The sequence below is a fragment of the Taklimakanibacter albus genome (genome assembly GCF_016595235.1).
GTDB lineage: Bacteria > Pseudomonadota > Alphaproteobacteria > Rhizobiales > Aestuariivirgaceae > Taklimakanibacter > Taklimakanibacter albus.
In genome coordinates this window covers 2,185,854-2,207,247 of sequence record NZ_JAENHL010000008.1, presented here as the reverse complement: position 1 = coordinate 2,207,247, position 21,394 = coordinate 2,185,854, and the positions used below count along the sequence as shown (strand labels likewise).

At 63.2% G+C, this 21,394-nt stretch carries 22 protein-coding genes; 16 read left to right on the top strand and 6 right to left on the bottom strand.

Annotation, left to right across the window (positions count from 1 at the left end):
- Positions 1–6: 6 nt before the first annotated feature.
- Positions 7–900, bottom strand: coding sequence for a LysR family transcriptional regulator (locus JHL16_RS33510; protein WP_200189171.1), 894 nt, complete (start codon positions 898–900; stop codon positions 7–9).
- Positions 901–1,112: 212 nt separating this feature from the next.
- On the opposite strand from JHL16_RS33510, the gene JHL16_RS33505 reads away from it, so the two are divergent.
- The 6 genes from JHL16_RS33505 to JHL16_RS33480 are packed head-to-tail and all read left to right on the top strand — an operon-like array spanning position 1,113 to position 6,881.
- Positions 1,113–2,099, top strand: coding sequence for a membrane dipeptidase (locus JHL16_RS33505; protein WP_200189170.1), 987 nt, complete (start codon positions 1,113–1,115; stop codon positions 2,097–2,099).
- Positions 2,100–2,114: 15 nt separating this feature from the next.
- Positions 2,115–3,515: an amidohydrolase family protein gene (locus JHL16_RS33500; protein WP_200189169.1), complete on the top strand. Its 1,401-nt coding sequence runs from the start codon at positions 2,115–2,117 to the stop codon at positions 3,513–3,515.
- 12 nt (positions 3,516–3,527) lie between these two features.
- The gene (locus JHL16_RS33495) at positions 3,528–4,361 is read left to right on the top strand and encodes a sulfurtransferase (protein ID WP_200189168.1); all 834 of its coding nucleotides are present in this window, start codon (positions 3,528–3,530) and stop codon (positions 4,359–4,361) included.
- Between the two features lies 1 nt (position 4,362).
- On the top strand, positions 4,363–5,955 hold the full coding sequence (locus tag JHL16_RS33490) for an ABC transporter substrate-binding protein (protein ID WP_200189689.1): 1,593 nt from the start codon (positions 4,363–4,365) through the stop codon (positions 5,953–5,955).
- Positions 5,956–5,970: 15 nt separating this feature from the next.
- Positions 5,971–6,285: a 2-hydroxymuconate tautomerase gene (locus JHL16_RS33485; RefSeq protein WP_200189167.1), complete on the top strand. Its 315-nt coding sequence runs from the start codon at positions 5,971–5,973 to the stop codon at positions 6,283–6,285.
- Between the two features lie 20 nt (positions 6,286–6,305).
- Entirely contained in the window at positions 6,306–6,881 is a 576-nt protein-coding gene (locus JHL16_RS33480) for an NAD(P)H oxidoreductase (RefSeq protein WP_200189166.1), read from the top strand.
- Between the two features lie 61 nt (positions 6,882–6,942).
- Here the strand turns inward: JHL16_RS33480 and JHL16_RS33475 are convergent, their stop codons facing one another.
- Positions 6,943–7,584 carry a GntR family transcriptional regulator gene (locus JHL16_RS33475; RefSeq protein ID WP_200189165.1) on the bottom strand — a complete coding sequence of 214 codons (642 nt, stop codon included), beginning with the start codon at positions 7,582–7,584 and terminating at the stop codon, positions 6,943–6,945.
- 157 nt (positions 7,585–7,741) lie between these two features.
- On the opposite strand from JHL16_RS33475, the gene JHL16_RS33470 reads away from it, so the two are divergent.
- From JHL16_RS33470 to JHL16_RS33430, 9 genes are all read left to right on the top strand, one after another.
- The gene (locus JHL16_RS33470) at positions 7,742–8,542 is read left to right on the top strand and encodes an FAD binding domain-containing protein (protein ID WP_200189164.1); all 801 of its coding nucleotides are present in this window, start codon (positions 7,742–7,744) and stop codon (positions 8,540–8,542) included.
- A gap of 12 nt (positions 8,543–8,554) precedes the next feature.
- Positions 8,555–9,046, top strand: a complete 492-nt coding sequence (locus JHL16_RS33465) for a (2Fe-2S)-binding protein (protein WP_200189163.1) — start codon at positions 8,555–8,557, stop codon at positions 9,044–9,046.
- Between the two features lie 11 nt (positions 9,047–9,057).
- On the top strand, positions 9,058–10,425 hold the full coding sequence (locus tag JHL16_RS35375; RefSeq protein WP_200189162.1) for a xanthine dehydrogenase family protein molybdopterin-binding subunit: 1,368 nt from the start codon (positions 9,058–9,060) through the stop codon (positions 10,423–10,425).
- 1 nt (position 10,426) lies between these two features.
- Positions 10,427–11,428: a xanthine dehydrogenase family protein molybdopterin-binding subunit gene (locus tag JHL16_RS35370; protein ID WP_200189161.1), complete on the top strand. Its 1,002-nt coding sequence runs from the start codon at positions 10,427–10,429 to the stop codon at positions 11,426–11,428.
- Between the two features lie 18 nt (positions 11,429–11,446).
- On the top strand, positions 11,447–11,755 hold the full coding sequence (locus JHL16_RS33450; RefSeq protein WP_137859711.1) for an EthD family reductase: 309 nt from the start codon (positions 11,447–11,449) through the stop codon (positions 11,753–11,755).
- Positions 11,748–12,614, top strand: coding sequence for an AAA family ATPase (locus tag JHL16_RS33445; RefSeq protein ID WP_246771247.1), 867 nt, complete (start codon positions 11,748–11,750; stop codon positions 12,612–12,614). The genes JHL16_RS33450 and JHL16_RS33445 overlap by 8 nt, the downstream gene beginning before the upstream one ends.
- Positions 12,611–13,714 carry a vWA domain-containing protein gene (locus JHL16_RS33440; protein WP_200189159.1) on the top strand — a complete coding sequence of 368 codons (1,104 nt, stop codon included), beginning with the start codon at positions 12,611–12,613 and terminating at the stop codon, positions 13,712–13,714. Before JHL16_RS33445 ends, JHL16_RS33440 begins: the two co-directional genes overlap by 4 nt.
- Positions 13,711–14,598, top strand: a complete 888-nt coding sequence (locus JHL16_RS33435; protein ID WP_200189158.1) for an amidohydrolase family protein — start codon at positions 13,711–13,713, stop codon at positions 14,596–14,598. Before JHL16_RS33440 ends, JHL16_RS33435 begins: the two co-directional genes overlap by 4 nt.
- 151 nt (positions 14,599–14,749) lie before the next feature.
- Positions 14,750–15,046, top strand: a complete 297-nt coding sequence (locus tag JHL16_RS33430) for a helix-turn-helix domain-containing protein (RefSeq protein ID WP_200189157.1) — start codon at positions 14,750–14,752, stop codon at positions 15,044–15,046.
- Between the two features lie 32 nt (positions 15,047–15,078).
- Here the strand turns inward: JHL16_RS33430 and JHL16_RS33425 are convergent, their stop codons facing one another.
- The 4 genes from JHL16_RS33425 to JHL16_RS33410 are packed head-to-tail and all read right to left on the bottom strand — an operon-like array spanning position 15,079 to position 20,549.
- Positions 15,079–16,059, bottom strand: a complete 981-nt coding sequence (locus JHL16_RS33425) for a 2-dehydropantoate 2-reductase (protein WP_200189156.1) — start codon at positions 16,057–16,059, stop codon at positions 15,079–15,081.
- The gene (locus JHL16_RS33420) at positions 16,056–17,576 is read right to left on the bottom strand and encodes an acyl--CoA ligase (RefSeq protein WP_200189155.1); all 1,521 of its coding nucleotides are present in this window, start codon (positions 17,574–17,576) and stop codon (positions 16,056–16,058) included. The genes JHL16_RS33425 and JHL16_RS33420 overlap by 4 nt, the downstream gene beginning before the upstream one ends.
- A gap of 4 nt (positions 17,577–17,580) precedes the next feature.
- On the bottom strand, positions 17,581–19,155 hold the full coding sequence (locus tag JHL16_RS33415; protein WP_200189154.1) for a gamma-glutamyltransferase family protein: 1,575 nt from the start codon (positions 19,153–19,155) through the stop codon (positions 17,581–17,583).
- Positions 19,156–19,169: 14 nt separating this feature from the next.
- Positions 19,170–20,549, bottom strand: a complete 1,380-nt coding sequence (locus tag JHL16_RS33410) for an aminotransferase (RefSeq protein WP_200189153.1) — start codon at positions 20,547–20,549, stop codon at positions 19,170–19,172.
- Positions 20,550–20,667: 118 nt separating this feature from the next.
- Between JHL16_RS33410 and JHL16_RS33405 the strand changes: the two genes are divergently transcribed.
- Positions 20,668–21,393 carry a GntR family transcriptional regulator gene (locus tag JHL16_RS33405; RefSeq protein ID WP_200189152.1) on the top strand — a complete coding sequence of 242 codons (726 nt, stop codon included), beginning with the start codon at positions 20,668–20,670 and terminating at the stop codon, positions 21,391–21,393.
- Position 21,394 lies beyond the last annotated feature (1 nt).

Below are 21,394 nucleotides of genomic sequence, written 5' to 3'. Positions count from 1 at the left end.
TCTTCATCACGGCGAGGACGCGATCTCGCGCCAGGTCTGCATCTCGCGCACGCTGTCGATGAAGGTCCGGATGAACGGACTGCCCAGGCGCTCGACCGAATAGGCGGCCGCCAGTGCCGTCGTCTCTTCCAGATCATTCGGCTGATGAAACACGACGCCCGATGCGTCGCGCTTCAGCGAGGCGGGTACCAGGGATACGCCTTGGCCCGCCGCGACGAGCCCCAGAATGGTGAGCATCGAGTCGCCGATCTGATCGATCTCGGGCGAGAAGCCGGCTTTGCGGCAGGCGACGATGATGGAATCGAACAGGCCAGGTCCCAAGGGGCGGGGGAACAGCACGAATCTCTCGCGCGCCATATCGGCGAGCTTCAATTGCGGCCTCCCGGCCAAAGGATGGTCGTTCGCCAGAATGAGCGCCAGGCGCTCCTGCACCAGGATCTCGATATTGATGCCGCGCCCGGGCACCGGCGGGCGCAGGAATCCGACATCGATTTCGCCGCTGCGCAGCATGTCGCCTTGCTGGCTGGTCGAGCCTTCGACGAGACGAAGATCGATCTCGGGATGAGCGCCGCGAAAATTGCGCAGGATCGGTGCCATCAGCGACGTCGCCGAGCTCACGAAGCCGACGGTGAAGGTCTGCGCCGAGTCTCGCTTGGTCAGGAGCAGCGCGATATCGACATCGCTCAAGATGCGCCGCGCGCGCGGCAGAAAACGCCGGCCGGCCGGCGTCAGGCTGACACCGCGGCGATTGCGGACGAACAGCGCGACACCCAGCTCTTCCTCAAGCTGGCGGATCTGCTGCGACAGCGGCGGCTGCGAGACATTGAGCCGCTCGGCGGCGCGGCGGAAATGCAGCTCCTCCGCCACCGCCACGAAATACCTGATATGCCGAAGCTCCATATGGCTTAGTTTTTCTTGTTATGAACGCTAGATTTTCTCAAGAAGGCCCGAAATAGTCAATCTAACTTCTTGAATTCTAAGAATTATATTTGAGAACTGTCTTTCAGTCCAGTGATATTCCATGAATATCACAGCTTCCAAAACCGATATTGGACGATTTTCCCGGCGGCTCATAACGATACAGGCCATCCAAGCCGTTCAGGAGGCCGCTTATGTCCAATCTCGCGCAACAGATGCTCATCATCGACGGGCTGCAGGCGGATGAATGCGACGAGAGCGTCTTCGCCGAATGGCGCAAGGGCGGTGTCACCTGCGTGCACATGACCTGCATGGAATATACCTTCGACAATACGCGCGCTGCCCTGTCCGCTTTGTCGCGTTGGCGCCGCGCCTTGCGCAATCATGCCGACCTGATCCGCCCGGCCCGCTGCGCCGACGACATTCTCTCAGCCCAGGCCGAAGGCAAGACCGCCGTCCTGCTCGGCTTCCAGAATACCTTGCCGCTGGAGGACGATCTGGCGCTGGCCGAGATTTTTTACGATCTCGGCATTCGCGTGATCCAGCTCACCTACAATCATCAGACTCTTATCGGTTCGGGTTGCCAGGAAACCGTCGACACCGGCCTGTCGCTGTATGGCAAGCGGCTGGTGAAGGAGATGAACCGGCTGCGCATGCTGGTCGACACGTCGCATTGCGGCCTGAAGACGACCATGGATGCGATCGAGACCTCCGAGGCGCCGATCGCGGTCACGCATTCCAACCCGGCGAGCTTCGCCAGTGACGTCGAGCTCACCCATCGGCTGAAGAACGACGAGACATTGCGCGCCCTTGCCAAGCGTGGCGGCATGTTCGGCATGGCACTGTTCCCGGCCATGCTGCCGGGCGGCATGCGCTGCACGCTGCAACGCTTCTGCGACATGGTCGAGCATCTCGTCGGTATCGTCGGCATCGAGCATGTCGGCCTCGGTACCGATTTCGTCTGGCAGCGGCCGCTGTCCTACATCAAGCAGGTGCGTACCGGCCGCAGCACTTTCGACTGGGCGCCGGTCGTGCCGCCGAAATGGCCGGACTGGATGAAAACGCCGGCGGACTTCCCGCGCATCATCGACGAGCTCTCCGGTCGCGGCTGGAAGGACGACGATATCGCCCGCTTCATGGGGCGCAACTGGCTGGATTTTTATCGCCGGGTCATCGGCTAAAAAAGGGAGCGCGACATGACACGCAAGGACGTCGATACGCTCATCAAGAATGCCTTCGTGATCACGATGAATCCGCGCCGCGAGATGATCGAGCGCGGCGCCGTCGCCATCACCGGCACCCGCATCGTCGCGGTTGGTCCCACCGATGAGCTCATGCGGTCGCATTCCGCCCGCCATCAGATCGATGCGCAGGGCGGCATCGTCCATCCGGGCTTCATCGACACGCATGTGCATTTCATGAATGCGGCGCGCGGCGCTTTTCCCGACACGATGGACCTGTCGACCTCGATGAACATCTACCGTCAGTGGTGGGACGGCGTCGATGACGAGGATGAATATGCATCGTCGCTCTTGAACTGCATCGAGATGCTGTCGAACGGCACGACCTGCTTCCTCGAGGCGGGGACCGTGCACAACCCGCATGCCGCCGCCGAGGCGGCCGAACGTGTCGGCATGCGTGGTTTTGTCGGCGATCCGTTCCTGTGGGACATGCCGGCCGCACCAGGCGTGCATGTCATGTCGCGCGCGCCCCGGGCACTCGACCGCAGCCTTTCACTGCTCGGCTCGCAATTGAAGCGCAACAGCAAGCCCGACGGTCTGGTGCGCGGCTGTGTCGTCCTGTTCGGTCTCGGCAGCGCGTCGGATGAGCTGGTGAGGACCGCCAAGCGTATCGCCGATGAGAACAATGCGATCTTCTCGCAGCATCAGTCCTTCGGGCCGAACGACGCCGCTGCCGATGAGAGGCGTCTGGGCAAACGGGCGCTCTGTCACTTCGCCGATATCGATGTGCTCGGGCATAATTGCACCTTCAGCCATATGAACGATCTCTCCGGCGACGAAATGGCGATGGTGCGCCAGGCCGGCATGTCGGTGGCCTGGTGCCCCGGCACGGCGATGACGCTCGCCACCGGCGCGACCGTCAAAGGGCCGCATCTCCATATGCATCGCGACGGCGTGAATACCGCGCTCGCTTCCGACGGCGCCAATTCGGCCTGCCGCTATGATATCGGGCTGCAGGGCCTGCTGGCGCTGCTCGCCTCGCGCGAGCGCACCCAGAAGCGCGATTCCTTCTCGGCCGAGGATGTCATGGAGCTTGCCACCGTCAATGGCGCGCGGGCGCTCGGCATGGCGCATGAGATCGGTTCGCTGGAAGTCGGCAAGCGCGCCGATATCGTCATCCGATCGACCGACCTGCCCGAGGCGCAGCCGGGCGTCGATCCGCTGCAGACGCTGGTCTATTGCTGCGGCTCGAAATCGGTCGCCTCGGTTCTGGTCAATGGCGAGACCGTCTGGTCAGCCGGCCGGCCCCGGCGCATCGAAGCGGCGCAGATCTATGAGCTTGCCCGTAAATCGACCGACCGCATGTGGACCAAGCTCGGCCTCAGCCGCCAGTCGCGCTGGCCGATCGTGCAATAGGCGAGGTGCGATATGACCCTGTTGCCCGAAGGTCCATTGGTCGACGCTTCCTGGCTCGCGGCGCATCTGTCCACACCAGGCCTGCGCATCATCGATTGCCGGCATCGTTTCGACGATCCGTCCTACGGCGAGCGCGCTTTTCGGTCGGGACATATTCCGGGCGCCATCCATTTCCGCCTCCAGTCGCATCTCACCGGCACGAAGGGAGACGGCCGCAGTCCCTTGCCGAGCGAAGCTGAGTTCGCTGCGGTGGCGGGTGACGCCGGCATTGGCGGCGGCGATAACGTCGTCTGTTATGATGACGGGCTTGGCGGCATTGCGGCGCGTGCCTGGTGGCTGTTCCGGCACTTCGGCCACGACAAGGTGTTCGTGCTGCGCGACGGCTTCGCCAGCTGGACCGGCGCGGTCGAAACCGGTGAGACCGCAAGGCCCGCGCCTCGGTCATTTCCCATCCGTCCGTCCCTCATGTCGCGCATTCGCGCATCTGAAGTCCTGGCGGGCCCCTCCACCGCGATCATCGATGCAAGGGGCGCGCCGCGTTTTCGCGGCGAGGCGCCGCCGCTCGATCCCGTAGAGGGACATATTCCGGGGGCCATCAACATCCCGGTCACCGCTACGCTTCTCGAAAATGAACGCCTGCAGCGTGTGATCGCCTCGGCGGACCGCATCATCGCCTACTGCGGCTCCGGCATCGTCGCCTGCAACATCGTGCTGGCCTGCGCCGAACTCGGCCGCAGCGATGTCGAGCTTTATGCCGGCTCATGGAGCGACTGGGCCCAGCGCCGCCTTCCCGCCCAAGCGGGCGAAGAAATCGAGCCATTGCAATTTCAGCACGGAGGTTCTTGAGATGACACGCAGGATAGTGCCGGACAGCCACGCTTTCACGCCTTCGATTTCCCGCCGTCGCCTGCTGCAAGGTGCAGCCGCGCTCGGCATGGCCGCAGCTCTTCCTGGCTTGAGCGGCCAGAGCCGCGCCGCCGAACCCAAGCGCGGCGGCCATCTCGTGGCCGGCATCGCCGGCGGCTCGACGACCGACACGCTCGATCCCGAGACCTTCAACGACACTTACATGGTGGTCGTCGGCTCATCGACGCGCGACAATCTCACCGAGATCGCCGCGGATGGCTCATTGCGCGCCGCGCTCGCCGAAAGTTGGGAGCCCTCGAAGGACGCCAGGACCTGGACATTCCGCCTGCGCAAAGGCGTCGAGTTCAGCCATGGCAAATCGCTGGACAGCCAGGACGTCATCGATTCGATCAATTCGCATCGCCGTCCGGACTCGAAGTCCGGCGTGAAGGGCAACCTCACCGACATCGAAACGATCACCGCCGACGGCAAGGATGTCGTCGTCGTCAAGCTTGCCAGCGGCAATGCCGATTTCCCGTATCTCATGACGGATTTCCATCTCAACATCCTGCCGTCGAAGGACGGCAAGCCGGATTGGGCTGCGAAGGCCGGTACCGGCGCCTATGTGCTCGAGGAGTTCAATCCCGGCGTGCGCAGCCGGCTCAAGCTCAATCCCAATCGCTGGGATCAGGCGAGCGGCTTCCTGGAATCGGCCGAGCTTCTGCATGTCAACGACGTCGCGGCGCGCCAGGCGGGACTGATCAGCGGTGAGCTGCAGGTGGTGAACCGGATCGACCTGAAGACGGCCGGCCGGCTCAAGTCGAACAGTGCGGTCCGCATTCTCGATGTGCCGAGCCTGGCACACCACACCATCCCGATGATGGTCGACCAGTCGCCCTTCGATAACAAGGACGTGCGGCTGGCGCTCAAATATGCCATCGACCGTGAGGAATATGTCGCCAAGATCCTCATGGGCTTCGGCCGCATCGGCAATGACCAGCCGATCGGGCCGGGCTCGACCTATCGCTTCCATGCCGATGACGTGCCGCAGCATGCCTATGACCCTGACAAGGCAATGTTCCATCTCAAGAAGGCCGGCATGGACAGCCTGAAGGTCGATCTCCACACGTCGGATGGTGCTTTCACCGGCGCCGTCGATGCGGCCATCTTGTTCCAGGAATCCGCCCGCAAGGCGGGGATCGAAATCAATGTCGTGCGCGAGGCGAATGACGGCTATTTCTCGGACATCTGGCCGAAGACTTCGTTCCGTTATGCCTGGTGGTCGCAGCGCGCGACCGAGGACCAGATGCTGTCGGTGAATTATGCGGCGGATGCGCCGTGGAACGACACCCATTGGAAGAACGAGCGCTTCGAGAAGCTTCTGCATGAAGCGCGCTCTGAGCTCGATGACGAAAAGCGGGCCGAGATGTATCGCGAGATGCAGATCATCGTCAGCGACGATGCCGGGACGATCATTCCCGCTTTCATCAACAATGTTCATGGTGTCGCCGCCGCGGTCGCCACCGGTGACCAGATCAGCTCGAGCTGGGAGCTGGATGGCGGTCATTTCGTCAAGCGTTGGTGGCTGGCCTGATCGGGGAGGCCGGTCATGCCGCTTCTGCCGGACACGGATGGCGACGCGCAGCTGCAGTTCCTGAAGCTGGCCTGGCAAGGCGTGCGCCGGCGTCTCTGTGGCGCGCAAATTTCGATCAGACAGACAGGGAGTGAGGACATGCCTACGATCCACGTTGAAATGCTCGCCGGACGCTCGAATGACCAGAAGCGGGCGCTGGTGAAGGGGCTGACGGAGTGCTTCACCTCGCATTGCGGTGGCACGCCTGCTTCCGTCCAGGTCGTGATCTCCGAATTCGGCAAGGATCAATGGGCGGTTGGCGGCGAACTGATCAGTGATAGAAAGACCTGACCAAAAGAGAGGCCATCCGTTTGCGTATCCTGCTCGTTCTTAGTCATCCGCGGCAAGATTCGCTGACGCATGCCGTCGCCGAGGCCTTTTGCACGAGCGCCCGCGCGCATGGGCATGAGGTCGAATGGGCGGATCTCTATCGCGAAGGTTTCGATCCGCTGCTGCATGAGCCGGACGAACCCGACAGGTCCGTCATCGGCAAGCGGTATTCGGACGCCGTGCAGGCCGAGATGGCGCGGGTCGATCGCAACGAAGCCATCGTCATGGTGTTTCCGGTCTGGTGGTGGTCGGTGCCGGCCATGCTCAAAGGCTGGATCGACCGCGTCTGGAATCGTGACTGGGCTTATGGCGCGAGGACATTGCCGCATCGGCACGGCCTGATGATCGGCGTGGCTTCATCGACCGAGGCGAGTTTTGCCAAGCGGCGTTATATCGACGCCATGCGTATTCAGCTCGAAACTGGGACGATGGCCTATTGCGGCATCGCGAACTCCCGGCTGGAGCTTCTTTATGAATCGACACGAAATCCGGCGGCATCAGCCGACCTGGTGCGTCGGGCGCACGAGCTGGGGAAGCACTTTCCGTCCAGCGCGTGATCAGGAAAAGTGGATGCCGGTTTTCCGTCCGATCACGCGCCAACTAAAGAACCCAAGGGCTTCACACGTTAAGACGATGCTCGAAATAGGCCTGATGCTCGCGTGACAGCCTGCAGGCGAGCTCGACATCCTTTGCTCCAATCGCATCGACGATCGGCTGATGACTCAAGGCCGCCGCCATGAAGTCGATGCCGGGCTCCGACAGCGTGACACGTGTGTGGATCTCGAGATGCAGCGAATCCCATAATTTCAGCAAGAGCTCATTGCCGGCCGCCGCCACGATCATGCGATGGAAGGCGACGCTGTGGCGGATCATCTTCTCGATGTCCCGGGTAGCGGCGGCCTCGCGCATGAGGTCGACCTCACCTTGCAGGGCCGCGATATCGAGCAATGGATTCACTGTGGCGAGCCGGGCCGCCGCTTCTTCGATCGCGCCACGCACCAGATAGATCTCGCGCTGCGCGCTGGTGGCGAAAGGTTTCACGAAGGAGCCGCGCCGCGGTTTGGCCGTCACCAGCCCGGCCATTTCGAGATCACGCAACGCCTCGCGGATCGGCATCTGGCTGGTGCCGAATTCCTCGGCGAGCCGCATTTCGACGAGTCTTTCACCGCTTTTGTAATGGCCGGTTGCGATACGTTCGATGAGCGTCTTGCGGATGCGGTCGGCGAGGGAGGGAGCGCTGGTCTGGGAGGTGTCGTTCATTTGGGGATTGATTATCGATAATCGTTAAGTTAGCCTTGACGCACAATAGCGCATGATCCGGAAAAGTGGAATCCGGTTTTCCGCAAAGATCATGCGCAATCGAAAGAACCGGACGCGCGATGAAAAGCGCCAACCGGCCTGAAAATGGGAGGTTGGAATGTCCGTCACGCTTTCGGCGGCCAAGCAGGCACGCCTCGTTCCAGCAGTGCAGGCCAAAGGTGGCCGCATCATTGCCGGCGGCACGCTCATCGTCGCCGATCTGAATTACGGGGCGGACTCCGTTGCTCTCATCACCCTCGACAGGCTGGGCCTCGACAAGATCGCCGTGAAAGGCGGCAAGGTGACCCTCGGCGCCATGGTCACCATGGCGGCGGTCGCCCGCGACCGGCGGCTCAAATTCCTGCATCCCGTCGCCGATTCCATCGGCGGCCCGGCGGTGCGGGCGATGGCGACGATCGGCGGCAATCTCTTCGCCCCGTCGCCTTATGGCGACATGGCCGCGGCCTTTCTGGCGCTCGATGCCGAGATCTCCTTTCATGACGGCAAGGCGACGCGCAAGCTCCCGATCGAGACCTTTCTCGCGCAGCGCCGCAAGCTCCAGAAGCACTGTGTCGTCTCGATTTCCTTCGCTGCTCCGAGCGCCGGCACCTTTCACTATGTGAAGGTGGTGCGCCGCAAGCCGGTGAGTGCGTCGGTCGTCACCATCGCGGCGGTCATTCCTCAGAAGGCCGGCAAGATAAAAGGCGCCCGTATCGCGCTCGGCGCCATGGCGGCGAACGCCATCCGCGCGCGCAAGGCCGAAGCCGCCCTCGAAGGCCGCAAGCTTGGCGACGACATCATCGCCGCCGCGGCGAAGCTCATCGCCGCGGAAGCGTCACCCGCCGACGATGCCTATGCCACGGCCTGGTATCGCCGTGAGATCGCGCCTGTGCATTTTGCCCGTCTCCTTGCCGCATAAGGGAAGAGAAGCATGACCAAGGTTGCCGTGGAATTCACGCTCAACACGCGGGAGCAGAACGAATTCGTCGAAACCGGCTCGACGCTCCTGTCGGCCTTGCGCGACAGGCTCGGCCTCTATGGCACCAAGGCCGGCTGTCATCAGGGCACCTGCGGCGCCTGCACCGTCATCATCGATGGTGAGCCGCATCTATCCTGCCTCACGCTCGCCGAGCGCTGCCGGGGAAAAGATGTCACCACGCTCGAAGGCCTGGCGCCGGCTGGCGCGTTGCATCCCTTGCAGCAGGCTTTCATGGACGGTTTTGCCGCCCAATGCGGCTTCTGCACGCCGGGCATGATCCTCGCCGCCAAATGTCTGCTCGACCGCAATCCAGACCCGACGCGCGACGAGGTCGTCGATGCGATCTCCGGCAATATCTGCCGCTGTACCGGTTATGAGCCGATCATCGCCGCCATCCTGACGGCCGCCCAAGGCTTGCGCAAGCCAGCCCGAAAGCGCGCGTGAGGGAGGTGGCCATGGAGTATCGCAAGGACTACTTCGCCGAGACGCAGACCCAGGACCTCACCGAGGTCGGTGTCACGCGCCAGCGCTCCGACGCGCTGGGCCATGTCACCGGCAAGACGCAATATTATGCCGATCGTCAGTTCGCCGGCCTGCTTCATCTCAAGATGGTGCGCAGTCCCCATCATCACGCCCGCATCAAGTCGATCGATGTGGCGAAGGCGCTGAAAGTGCCGGGTGTCGTGCGCATCCTCACCGCCAAGGACGTGCCGCAGAATATCTACACCATTCTCTGCCTCATCCAGGTCGAGCCCAATGACGAGCCGGTGCTCGCCTTCGACAAGGTGCGCTTCAAGGGTGAGCAGATCGTCGCCGTGCTCGCCGAAAGTGAAGCCGCGGCGCGCGACGCCGCCGCCAAGGTGAAGATCGTCTATGAGGTGCTGCCGGCCGTCTTCGATGTCGAGGAGGCGCTGAAGCCCGGTGCGCCGCTCGTCAATGAATATCATGGCCGCAACTACTTCACCTATGAAGGCCATCATTGCCGCCGGGTGCGTCATGGCGATGTCGAGCGCGCTTTTGCGAAAGCCGACCATGTCGTCGAGGAGATGTATCAGTCGTCGCCCATCGAGCACGCGCCGACCGAGACCACGGGCTGCATCGTGGTGCCCGACCAGAATGACCGCTACACCTGCTACTCCAACACCCAGGCGCTCTATTTCACCCTCGACAATACGGCGCTGATCCTCAATTCACCCTTCCATAAATTGCGGCTTGTCGGCGGCACGGTCGGCGGCGGCTTCGGCGGCAAGGTCGATGTCATCACCGAGCCGATCGCCTTTCTCGCCGCCATGCTGACGAAGCGGCCGGTCAAATATGAATATAGCCGCGAAGAGGAGATGCAGGTCTCCTCGCCCCGCGCCGCCGAGCGCATCTATATCAAGGACGGCCTGATGAAGGACGGCCGCATCACCGCCCGCAAGGTCACGCTTTATGTCGATGCCGGCGCCTATTCGCGCCACTCGCCCTATGGCACCACCAAGGCCGCCGCCCATATGCCGGGGCCTTATACGATCCCCAATGTCTGGGTCGACTGCCATTGCGTCTACACCAACCGCACGCCGTCGAGCGCCATGCGTGGCTTCGGCGTGACCATCGGCGACTTCGCGCTTGAAGTGCAGATGGACAAGCTCGCCCGTCTGATCGGCATGGACCCGATGGAGTTCCGCATCCTCAACGCCTATCGCGACGGCGACATGAAGGCGCATCAGAAGCAGGTGGAGGGAGCGGCCCTCGTCGAATGTGTCCAGGCGGCGGCCGATCTCGCCCGATGGCCGATCGATGATCGATCCAAAACGGCATCATCCCTGAAGCGGGAGGTATGACATGACCAGGAAACGCGGCCGCGGCATGGCGGCGGTCAATTACCCGACCGGTATGAATCTGGGCGGCGATCCCTCGCAAGCGCTCATCCACGCGACGACGACGGGCAGCTTCGTCGTCACCTTGTCGAGCGTCGATCTGGGGCAGGGCCTCAAGACGGTCATGGCGCAGATCTGTGCCGAGACGCTGGGCGTCCCGACCGACAATATCATCATCGACACCGCCGATACCGATACCGGTCCTCATTGCATGGGCACTTTCGCCTCGCGCGGCACCCATCGCATCGGCAATGCCATCATCATGGCGGCCAAGGAAGCGCGTGCCGTCATGCTCGAAGTGGCGGCCGAGGAGCTGGAGGTCGATTCGAACGACCTCACCACCGACGGCGCCGGCACCATCCATGTGAAAGGCAGCCCGCAAAAGTCTATATCCATATTCAACGTGGCGCTCGCCGCGCATTTCAAGCACGGCAAATCCATCTCCGGCCGCGGCATCTTCCTGCAGCCGCGCTCTTACCCCGAGCCCGAGACCGGCAAGATGACGCCCGCCACCTGTTACGCCCATGCCTGCACCGTGGCGGAGGTCGAGGTCGACACCGAAACCGGCGAGGTCGCTGTCCTGTCGCTCAAAAGCGCTTATGAAGTCGGCCGCGCCCTCAATCCGCGCATGGTCGAGCAGCAGATCATCGGCGGCGCCTGGATGGGCATCTCGCATGCGCTTTATGAGACGACCGAGCCTTATTATCCCGACCGCGCGCATGGGCCTGTCGATTTCAACCAATATCTGATGCCGGGTCCCGGAGATCTGCCGGAATTCGCCAATGTCGTCATCGAGCGCCCGGCGGCGGACGGTCCCTTCGGCGCCAAGGGTGTCGGCGAGATGACCGCCAACTCACCCATCCCGGCGATCGCCAATGCGATCTTCGATGCGGTCGGCGTGCGGGTCGATTCGCTCCCCATCACACCTGAGAAAGTCCTGCGCGGTATCCGCGCCTTGAACGCTTGAAGCCAGAGAGGAAGTCCCATGCTGAAAGTCATGTCCCTGATGAAGCGCCGCGCCGATATGAGCTTCGCCGATTTCCGCCGCTGGGCGCAGGCGGATCATCCGATCCTTGCCCAGAAGCTCCCGGGCCTGCGCGGCTACCGCATGAATGTTCCCAAAGAGGAGAACCCTGACAATCCCTATGATGCGGTGAGCGAAATGTGGTTCGACAATGCCGAGGCGCGCCTCGCTGCCATGGCGACCGACGCCGGCAAGGCGGCCGGCGGCGATGCGGCATCGCATTGCGCCAGCCGCTTCCATCTGCTCGTCGACGAGAAAGTCTTTGTCTGAGCCGGGCATCGCATCGCCTGACGATCTCGCGGCGCGCCTCGCGCGCGAGCTCTATCTCGCCGGCGAGGAGCTGGCGACCGCATCCTTCCTGGCGCTCAAGCTCGGCAAGCCTCTGTTGCTCGAAGGCCTGCCGGGCGTCGGCAAGACCGAGGCCGCCAAGGCATTGGCCTCCGCTCTCGGCGTCGAGCTGATCCGTTTGCAATGCTACGAGGGCATCGATGCCGGCCACGCGCTTTATGAATGGAATTACGCGCGCCAGTTGTTGGCATTGCGCCGCGATGCCGCCACCGATCTCTATTCGGACGAATTCCTGATCGAGCGGCCCTTGCTACGCGCCCTCAAGGCGCCGGAGCGGACGCTGCTCCTGATCGATGAGATCGATCGCGCCGATCACGAATTCGAAGCCTTCCTGCTCGAATTCCTGTCCGATTTCCAGATTTCCATTCCCGAACGTGGCACCTTGAAGGCTGCTTCGCCGCCGGTGGTGATCCTGACCTCCAACCGCACCCGCGAATTGCACGAGGCCTTGCGGCGGCGCTGCGTCTATAGCTGGATTGCCTATCCCGAGCCCGAGCGCGAGGCGCGCATCATCATGCTGCGCACGCCGGAGCTTGCCGAGGCCACGGCACGTGCCGTTGTCAGCGCGGTAAACGGTCTGCGCCGGCTGCCGCTCGCCAAGGCGCCCGGCATTTCCGAAGCCGTCGACTGGGCGAAAGCCGCGCAGATGCTCGAAGCCGGCACCGGCCGCTGGCCGGAAGCCTTCCGCCGCGCCATCGGCGTCGCGCTGAAAGACGAAGAGGATCTGGCCCTGGCGCGCGACGGGCTGGATGAGCTTCTCACCAAGGCTTGCGCGTCATGAAGCTGCCGCGCGCCGCAGCCCTTCTCGTCGATTTCACGCAAGTGCTGCGCCGGCATGATTTCTCCTTGTCGCATGAGCAGGTGGTGATGTTTCTGGGCGCCGTCCGTTTGCTGGGGCCCCGCAGCATCGACAGCATCCGCCAGGCGGCGCTGGCGACCCTGGCGCCACCGGTCGACCGCTTGCCGGAATTCGACGCCTTGTTCCGCGCTTTCTTCTTCGAAGAGGGCGATGCCGTCGTGGCGGCCAGAAGCCTGCCCGAGCAGGACGCACCGGTCCGGGATAAAGGCATTCAGCCGGACAAGCCGCCCGAGGCGGGCGACGAGAGTCGCTCGGGCAAGGCGGCGACGCCAACGGAAATGCTGAACCTCCGCCGGTTCGACGCGCGTGAGGAGAACGCGGCCATTGCCCGGCTGAACAAAATGGCGCCCCGCGCTTTGCCGCGCCGGCGCAGCTTCCGGAAAGTCGTGAGCAAGGACGGCGAGGGAATCGATCTGCGCCGCTCGCTGCGCCGCATCGTCGAGCATGATGGTGATGTCATCGCCGTGATGCGCAGCCGCCGCAAGACCACGATTCGCCCAATCGTCCTGCTCATCGACATATCGGGCTCGATGAAGGCGCATACGGCGGACTATCTCCTTTATGCGCATGCGCTCACCACGCTCGCCGGCAAGGTCGAGACCTTCACTTTCGGCACCCGTCTCACCCGCATTACCGGAGCGCTACGCCAGCGCCGCCGGGAGATCGCGCTGGCGCAGGCATCGGCGCTTGTCGGCGACTGGGACGGCGGCACCAGGATCGGTCCGGCGCTCCAGTCCTTCCTCGCCAATCCACGTTATGCGGCGCTTTTGCGGGGCGCCGTGGTGCTGGTCCTGTCGGACGGCCTCGAGCGCGGCGATCCGGCGCCGATGCGCGAAGCCGTGGCGCGCATTTCATGGCGTGCTTTCCATCTCGCCTGGCTGACGCCGCTTGCCGCCGATCCGCGCTTCCGCCCCGAGACCGCGGCGCTCAAAGGCATCCTGGATTACCTCGACCGGCTCGGCAATGGCGGCTCGATCGCGAGCCTGATCGATAATACATTAAAAATAGGATCCAGATCATGACCGGCATCGTCGATGCGCATCATCATATCTGGCGGCAGCAGGATCTGCCCTGGCTGTCGGGTCCCATGCTGCCGCGCATTTTCGGTCCCTATGAGCCGATCAGGCGTGATTATCCGATAAGCGAATATCTCGCCGACATCGCCGAGGCCGGCGTCACCCGCTCGGTCTATGTCCAGGCCAACTGGGCCAAGGAAGATTTCGAGAAGGAAGTGGCCTGGGTGCAGCGCACGGCAGATGAAAGCGGCTGGCCACAGGGCATTGTCGGTTATGCCGACCTGATGGTCGATGATGTCCGACCGCAGCTCGACCGTCTCAAAACCTATCCTTTGCTGCGTGGCATCCGCATGCAGCTTCATTGGCATGACAATCCACAATACCGTTTCGCTGCGCGACCCGATCTGATGCGCGAGCCCGTTTTCCAACGCAACATGGCCCGTCTCGCCGATTACGGCCTGACCTTCGACCTCCAGGTCTTCACCAGCCAGATGGCCGATGCGGCGGAGCTTGCCGCTTCGTTTCCCACCATCACTTTCATTCTTCAGCATGCCGGCATGCTGGAGGATCTGTCACCGCAAGGCTGGGCCGCCTGGCGCGACGGCATGGCGAGGCTCGCGAAACAGCCGAATATCGTCTCGAAATTGTCGGGCCTCGGCACCTTCGTCCACCAGGTCGACGGCAAGCTCATAACGGACATCGTTCGCGAGACGGTGACGCTCTTCGGGCCGGAGCGTTGTCTCTTCGGCTCCAATTTCCCGATCGAGAAATTATGGGCGAGTTATGCTGAGCTGATCGCCGCGCACCGCGCCGCTATGGCGGGTTATGCGCCGGCCGACCAGGAGATGATCCTGGCCGGCACGGCGAAGCGGGTTTACCGGCTCGGCTGAACCAGTGTATCGGACCGATTGATAATTGGTATCAATATTGATACCAATTTGATTGTGAACAGGCTTAGAAGGTTGGAAGCCGATGCGATCAGTCGATCCTGCATCCGGGAAATACGGACCAAGGAGTCACCGGAAGAAGGAGACAGACCGGATGGTCAAGATCGAAGTTTTTGATAGTGTATGGGATGCCATCGAGGACGATCCCATTGTAGCTCGTGCTTTGGAGCGCCGCGCCAATCTGATGCAGCTCATCCAGGACAAGCTGGAAAAGGGCAAATGGAGCCAGCCCGAAATCGCCAAGATGCTTGGCATCACCCGGCCGCGCGTCTCCGACCTCATGCGGGGCAAGTTGAGCAAGTTTTCCCTTGAGGCCCTGCTCGGCTTTCTCGACCGCATGGGCGCCGATGTGCAGATCAAGGTCGAGATGCAAAAGAAAAAGACGGCCTGAATCATCAGGCCGGCGATCACAGTGAAAGCGGATTACCGGCTCGGCTGAGCCAGTGCCGCCCTCTGGCGGATCAATGCGAGAACCGTGTCGATGGTCGGCGTCGGCTTCTGGGTGAGCTTGCCCAGCTCCTGCACCGCGGTGACGAGCGCGTCGATTTCGAGCGGCCGGCCGAGTTCGAGATCCTGCAGCATCGAGGTCTTGTGTGCGCCGACGGCCGCCGCACCGGCGATGCGTTTGTCGACATCGATGGCGAATTTTATGCCGAGCGCCTCGCCGATGGCCTGCGCCTCGACCATCATCGCGCGGGCAACTGCACGCACCGCGTCATCACTACAGATCTGCTCGAGCGTCGCACCGGTCAGTGCCGAGATCGGGTTGAAGGACAGATTGCCCCACAACTTCACCCAGATCTCGCTGCGGATTTGCGGCCGGATCGGCGCGCGCAGTCCCGCCGCGACGAAGACCTCGGCGAGTTTGGCGATGCGGTCGGTCTTTTCACCCGACGGCTCACCGAGCGGCAGGCGATCGCCTTCGACATGGCGGATGATGCCCGGCGCCTCGATCTCGGCGGCCGGATGCACGACGCAGCCGATGGCGCGTTCAGGTCCGATCGTATTCCAGATGCGCCCGCCCGGATCGACCGCCTCGATGCGTTGATCTTCGTAAGCACCGGGCTGCTTGTAGAAATACCACCAGGGCACGCCATTCTGTCCGGTGACGACCGCGGTGTCGGCGCCGATCAGCGGCTTGAGACTGTCGAGAATGCCCGGAATGGAATGGGCCTTCAGCGCCAGGAAGATATAATCCTGCGGCCCCAGCTCCTTGGCGTCGCTGGTGGCGGTGACTTTCACCACCGTCTCGCTGTCGCCTTCGCGCAGGATGAGCCCGTTGCGCCGCATCGCGTCGAGATGTGGCCCGCGCGCGATGAGGCTCACCTCCGTTTCGCCCTTGAGCGCGAGTTTGGCGCCGACGAGCCCGCCGATGGCGCCCGCCCCGAAGATGCAGATCTTCATTCGCCGAGACCCAGTTTGGCGGCGAGGCCGATGCGCTGCAACTTGCCGGTGGCGCCTTTCGGAATCTCCTCGAGGAAGACGAGCTTGCGCGGCACCTTGAAGTCGGCGAGGCGGCCCGAGGCGAAATCGCGGATCTCGCGCTCGCTCGCCTGATGGCCTTCGCGCAGCACGATCGCCGCCGCCACTTCCTCACCGAGCTTGTCATGCGGCATGGCGAACGTGACGACCTGCTGCACCGCCGGATGATCCATCAGCACCTCGTCGACTTCGCGCGGCGAAATCTTCTCGCCGCCGCGATTGATGATCTCCTTCAGGCGACCGGTGATGCGCACATAACCTTCTTCATCCATCGTGCCCTGGTCGCCGGTATGGAACCAGCCATGGGCGAAGGCCTCGTCATTGGCCTTGGGATTGCTCTCATAACCCGCCGTGACATTGGCGCCGCGGATGACGATCTCGCCGGTCTCGTTCGCTTTGAGGAGCGATCCGTCGAGGCTCATGATCGCGACATCGGGGCCGGCGGCGATGCCGACGCTGCCCGGTTTGCGCGCTTTGGGCGGCAGCGGATTCGACGCCATCTGATGCGCCGCTTCGGTCATGCCGTAGGCTTCGATCACCGGGCAGCCGAAGGTCGCCTCGGCTTCGGCCATCACTTGTGGCGGCAGCGAGGAGGACGAGGAACGGATGAAGCGCAGTTTGGCGCGTTTGATGCTGTCTTCATTGCGCGCGGCGCGCCCGAGGATCGCCTGATGCATGGTCGGCACCGCCGTGTACCAGGAAGGTTTTGCCTCATCGAGCCAGGCGAAGAATTTGAGCGCGTTGAAGCCCGGCGTGCAGGTGATCGAGGCGCCGGCCGAGAGCGAGGAGAGCACCGCCGCGATGAGCCCATGAATATGGAACAGCGGCATGATGTTGAGGCAGCTGTCTTCGGATTTGAGCGACAGAGTGCCCGCGATATTGCCGGCCGAGGCGGTGACGTTCCGCTGGCTCAGGGGCACGATCTTCGGGCGCGACGTGGTGCCCGACGTGTGGAGCACCAGCGCCACATCGTCCGCTTGCGCCGGGCCTTTGAGCTTCGCTTCGCCGACCGCCTGGCCTTCGATGCTGAAATCACCGGCCGCTGCACCTTCCGCCACTTTGAGGCGCAGGATCGGCAGCTTGAGCTTGGCGGCGGCTGCCTCGGCCGCGGGACTCCCGGCATCATCGAGGAGCAGAGCGCGGGCATTGAGATCGTTCAGGTAGAATTCGAATTCTTCGGCGCGATAGGCGGGGTTGAGCGGCGCCGTGGTGGCGCCGGCGCCGATGGCGACGAAAGCGCTCGCCATTTCGGGGCCGTTCGGCAGCACGATGGCGACGCGGTCATTGCGCCCAATGCCGAGCGCATTCAGCCGATCGATCGTCCGTTGCGTCAGGTCACGCAGCCCCTTGAAAGTGAGGCCCGGCCGCCCCGGCGCGCCCAGCGCCACATCCTTGTCGGCGCCGGCTTTGAGAAGTTCAGTCAGTGTCGAAGCAGTCATTATATTATAACCCCACAGCGCAACCGTCGCGGCGCCCTTCCGACGCCGCCACCCAGCCATCCGGGCCAAGTCTATAGATGATTTGCGCGGCGCCAAAGTCGAGATAGGTGCCACCGGTCGTCGCATGCCCGAAAGCCTCGAGTGCCGTTCGGGTCGCCTCGGGCCAGGCCGCTTCCAGCGACAGCTTGCCGTCCTCGAAGCGCCAGCGCGGCGCATCGATCACCGCTTGCGGATTCTGGTTCTTGGCCAGCATGCGGCAGGCGACCTGCACATGTCCTTGCGGTTGCATCGAGCCGCCCATGACACCCAGAGCGGCGACGGTCTTGCCGTTCTGGGTGGCGAAGCCCGGAATGATGGTATTGAGTGGCCGCTTGCCGGGCCCGACGATATTCGGATGATCCTTGTCGAGCACGAAGCAGCAGCCGCGATTATGCAGCGCGATGCCGGTGCCGGAAATCACGACGCCCGAGCCGAAGCCGCGATAATTCGACTGGATATAAGAGACGGCCATGCCGTTCTGATCGGCGGCGGCGAGATAGACCGTGCCATGTGTCGACTGCCGGGCGGGCTCGGGCGCGCTGACGCGGTCACGCGTGATCTGCGCCGCGTGATCGTCGAGCCGCGCCGGATCAAGGAGCTCGGCGGGGGTGAGCCGCATGGTCGCGGGATCGCCGACATGGGCGCGCACTTCCGCCATGCCGATCTTGGTCGCCTCGATCTGCAGATGCACGAACTCCGCGCTGTCGGCAGTGAGGCCGCCGATATCGAGCCGGTCGAGAATGCCGAGCGCGATCAGGGCCGAGATGCCCTGGCCGTTGGGCGGCAATTCATGGATGTCATAGCCGGCGAAGCCGATACTGATCGGATCGACCCAGTCGGGCCGGTGATCGGCGAGATCGGAGAGGGCGATCGCGCCGCCTTGCGCCTTGGCCGCTGCCACGATCTTCTGGGCGAGGCTGCCGCGATAGAACTCTTCGCCCTTGCTGCTGGCGATGAGCCGCAGTGTCTCGGCCTGGCCGGGGCAGCGGAAGAGCTCGCCGGCCTGCGGTGCGCGTCCATGCGGCAGGAAGCTTTCGGCGAAACCCGGCTGGTCACGCAGACGATCGACCTGATTCTGCCAGATCTGCGCGATGACCGGCGAGACGAGAAAGCCTTCGTTCGCATAGCGGATCGCCGGCTCGAACAGGGTTTCGAACGGGAGCTTGCCGAAACGTTCATGCAGCACCACCCATCCGGCGACGCCGCCCGGCACGGTGACGGAATCCCAGCCGACTTCCGGCATCTTGTCACGGCCGTCGAAACGGGCGCGATGCCAGTCCTTGGGTGCCCGTCCCGAGGCATTGAGGCCGTGCAGCGTCTTGCCGTCATGGATAATAGCGAAGGCATCGCCGCCGATGCCGTTCATCGTCGGCTCGACCACGGTGAGCGCGATCGCGGTGGCGAGCGCGGCATCGACCGCGCTGCCGCCTTTCGCCAGCATTGCGAGGCCGGCTTGCGCGGCGAGCGGCTGCGTCGTCGCCACGCAATTGCGCGCCAGTACCGGCATGCGCGACGAGGCGTAGGGAAAGGTCCAATCCATGAGGCTGCCTCCGGTCAGAGGGTTGCGTTGAGCTGAGGGATGAAGGCGTCGAAAGTGCGGCCCAGCCTGAGATACATATCATCGATCTCTTCGCCGGTGATGATCAAGGGCGGTGACAGAGCGATCGTATCGCCGAGCGCCCGCACGATCAGCCCGTGTTTCTGCGCCTCGGTCTGGAACATCATGCCGACGCCGCGCGCCGGCTCGAAGGACGCCTTGCTCTTCTTGTCGCGTACGAGCTCGACGCCGGCCAGGAGCCCGATGCCGCGGACCTCGCCGACAAAGGGAAGATCGAGGAGGGCGCGGGCTTTGGCGAGGAACGGCTTCGCGACTTTCTGAACATGGCCGACGATATTGCGCGTCTCATAGATGCGCAACGCCTCGAGCGCCGCGGCGGCGCAGACCGGATGGCCCGAATAAGTATAACCATGGGCGAAGCTGCCGATCCTGGCGCTGTTGTCGCGCAGGACTTCATAGATCGGCTCCGATATGGCGGTGGCCGAGATCGGCAGATAGGAGGCCGACAGCGCCTTGGCCATGGTCACCATGTCCGGCTGGATGTTGAACGTCTCGAAGCCGAACATGTTGCCGGTGCGCCCGAAGCCGCAGATCACCTCATCGGCGATGAAGAGAATATCGTGGCGCTTCAGGATCGGCTGGATCTTGTCGAAATAGGTCTTGGGCGGAACGATGAGGCCGCCCGCCCCCAGCACCGGCTCGGCGATGAAGGCGGCGATCGTGTCGGCGCCCTCGCGCAGGATCAGGTTTTCGAGCTGCTCGGCGAGGCGCGTGGCGAAGGCTTCCTCGCTCTCGCCCTCCTTGGCGAAGCGGTAGTGATGCGGGCAGTCGCAATGGCGCACGCTCGCCATCGGCAGGTCGAAATCGAGATGGTTGCGCGTGAGGCCGGTGAGGCTCGCCGCGGCGATGGTCACGCCGTGATAGGCCTTCATCTGGGCGATGATCTTCTTCTTGCGCGGCCGGCCGAGCGCATTGTTGTAATACCAGGCGAGCTTGATCGCCGTGTCGTTGGCTTCCGAGCCGGAATTGTTGAAGAACACGCGGCCGTTGGGCAGCGGCAGCATCTTGATGAGCTTCTCGGCGAGATCGGTTCCCGGCTCATGCGCCTTGTGCGCGAAGAGGTGGTAGAAGGGCAGCTTGCGCAACTGCGCGGTGATCGCCTCGACCATGCTCTCCTCGCCGCCGAAGCCGAGCGAGGCGCTCCACAGGCCGGCGACGGCTTCTATATAGTCGCGTCCCTCATCGTCACGGACATAGATGCCCCGGCCGCTCGAAATGACGGTCGGCCCGATGCGCTCATGCAGTTTCAGATTCGTATAGGGGTGCAGGGCATGGGCGATATCGCGGGCCTGCGTGGAATTCGCGTGAATGGTCACTCTTTTTCTCCTGGAAAACGTCTCCTGAGCAAAATGGTATACCAGAAAGTATTTTTTACAAGCATGTTTTGTGTTCAATCTGCTTGACAGCTTTGGAAATCGGGGTCAGATTTGGCATATGATCCTGCATACCAAAGCTGAAAAGCCCACCAGCACGCTGAAGCAGAACGTCTATGACGCGCTCAGGGGCATGATCCTCAGCGGCGAGGTGAGCCCCGGCGAGCAGTTGCGGGAACGTGATCTGAGCGAGAAGCTGGGCGTCAGCCGCACGCCCTTGCGCGAGGCGCTGAACCAGCTGGAGCGCGAGGGCCTGGTCGAAAGCCAGCCGCATCGCGGCTACTTCGTCCCCATTCTCGATCTCAAGACCGCCGAGGAATTGCTCGACCTGCGTCTGATGCTCGACGCCTATGCGATAGCCCTCGCCGTCGATCAGATTTCCGAGCAGGGCCTCGAAGAGCTGAAAGGCGTCATGGCGCGCCTCGCTGAATTCGCCGCCAAGCCCGAGCTCGCAATCGAGGAGCTTGCCGAGGAAGTGCGCGTCGGCATGCAGATCCACGAGATCGTGGCGCGCGAATCCGGTCATCGTTTTCTCTATGAGACCCTGCGCCAGCTTTATGGCCGCCTGTCTCTGTTGATCTGGGTCGATGTGTTGTGGGTCGACAAATGGGACCTGACCCGCGCCGAACATAAGGAAATCGTCGAAGCGATCATTGCGCGCGACAAGGAGCGGGCGGTCACCGCCACCAAGCTCCATGTCAAGCGCTCCCGCGACGACCTGATGCGCGTCGTGCAGGCGCAATCCTTGCTGCACGGGAAGTCGAGGGGACGTCTGGAACGGCCTTGAG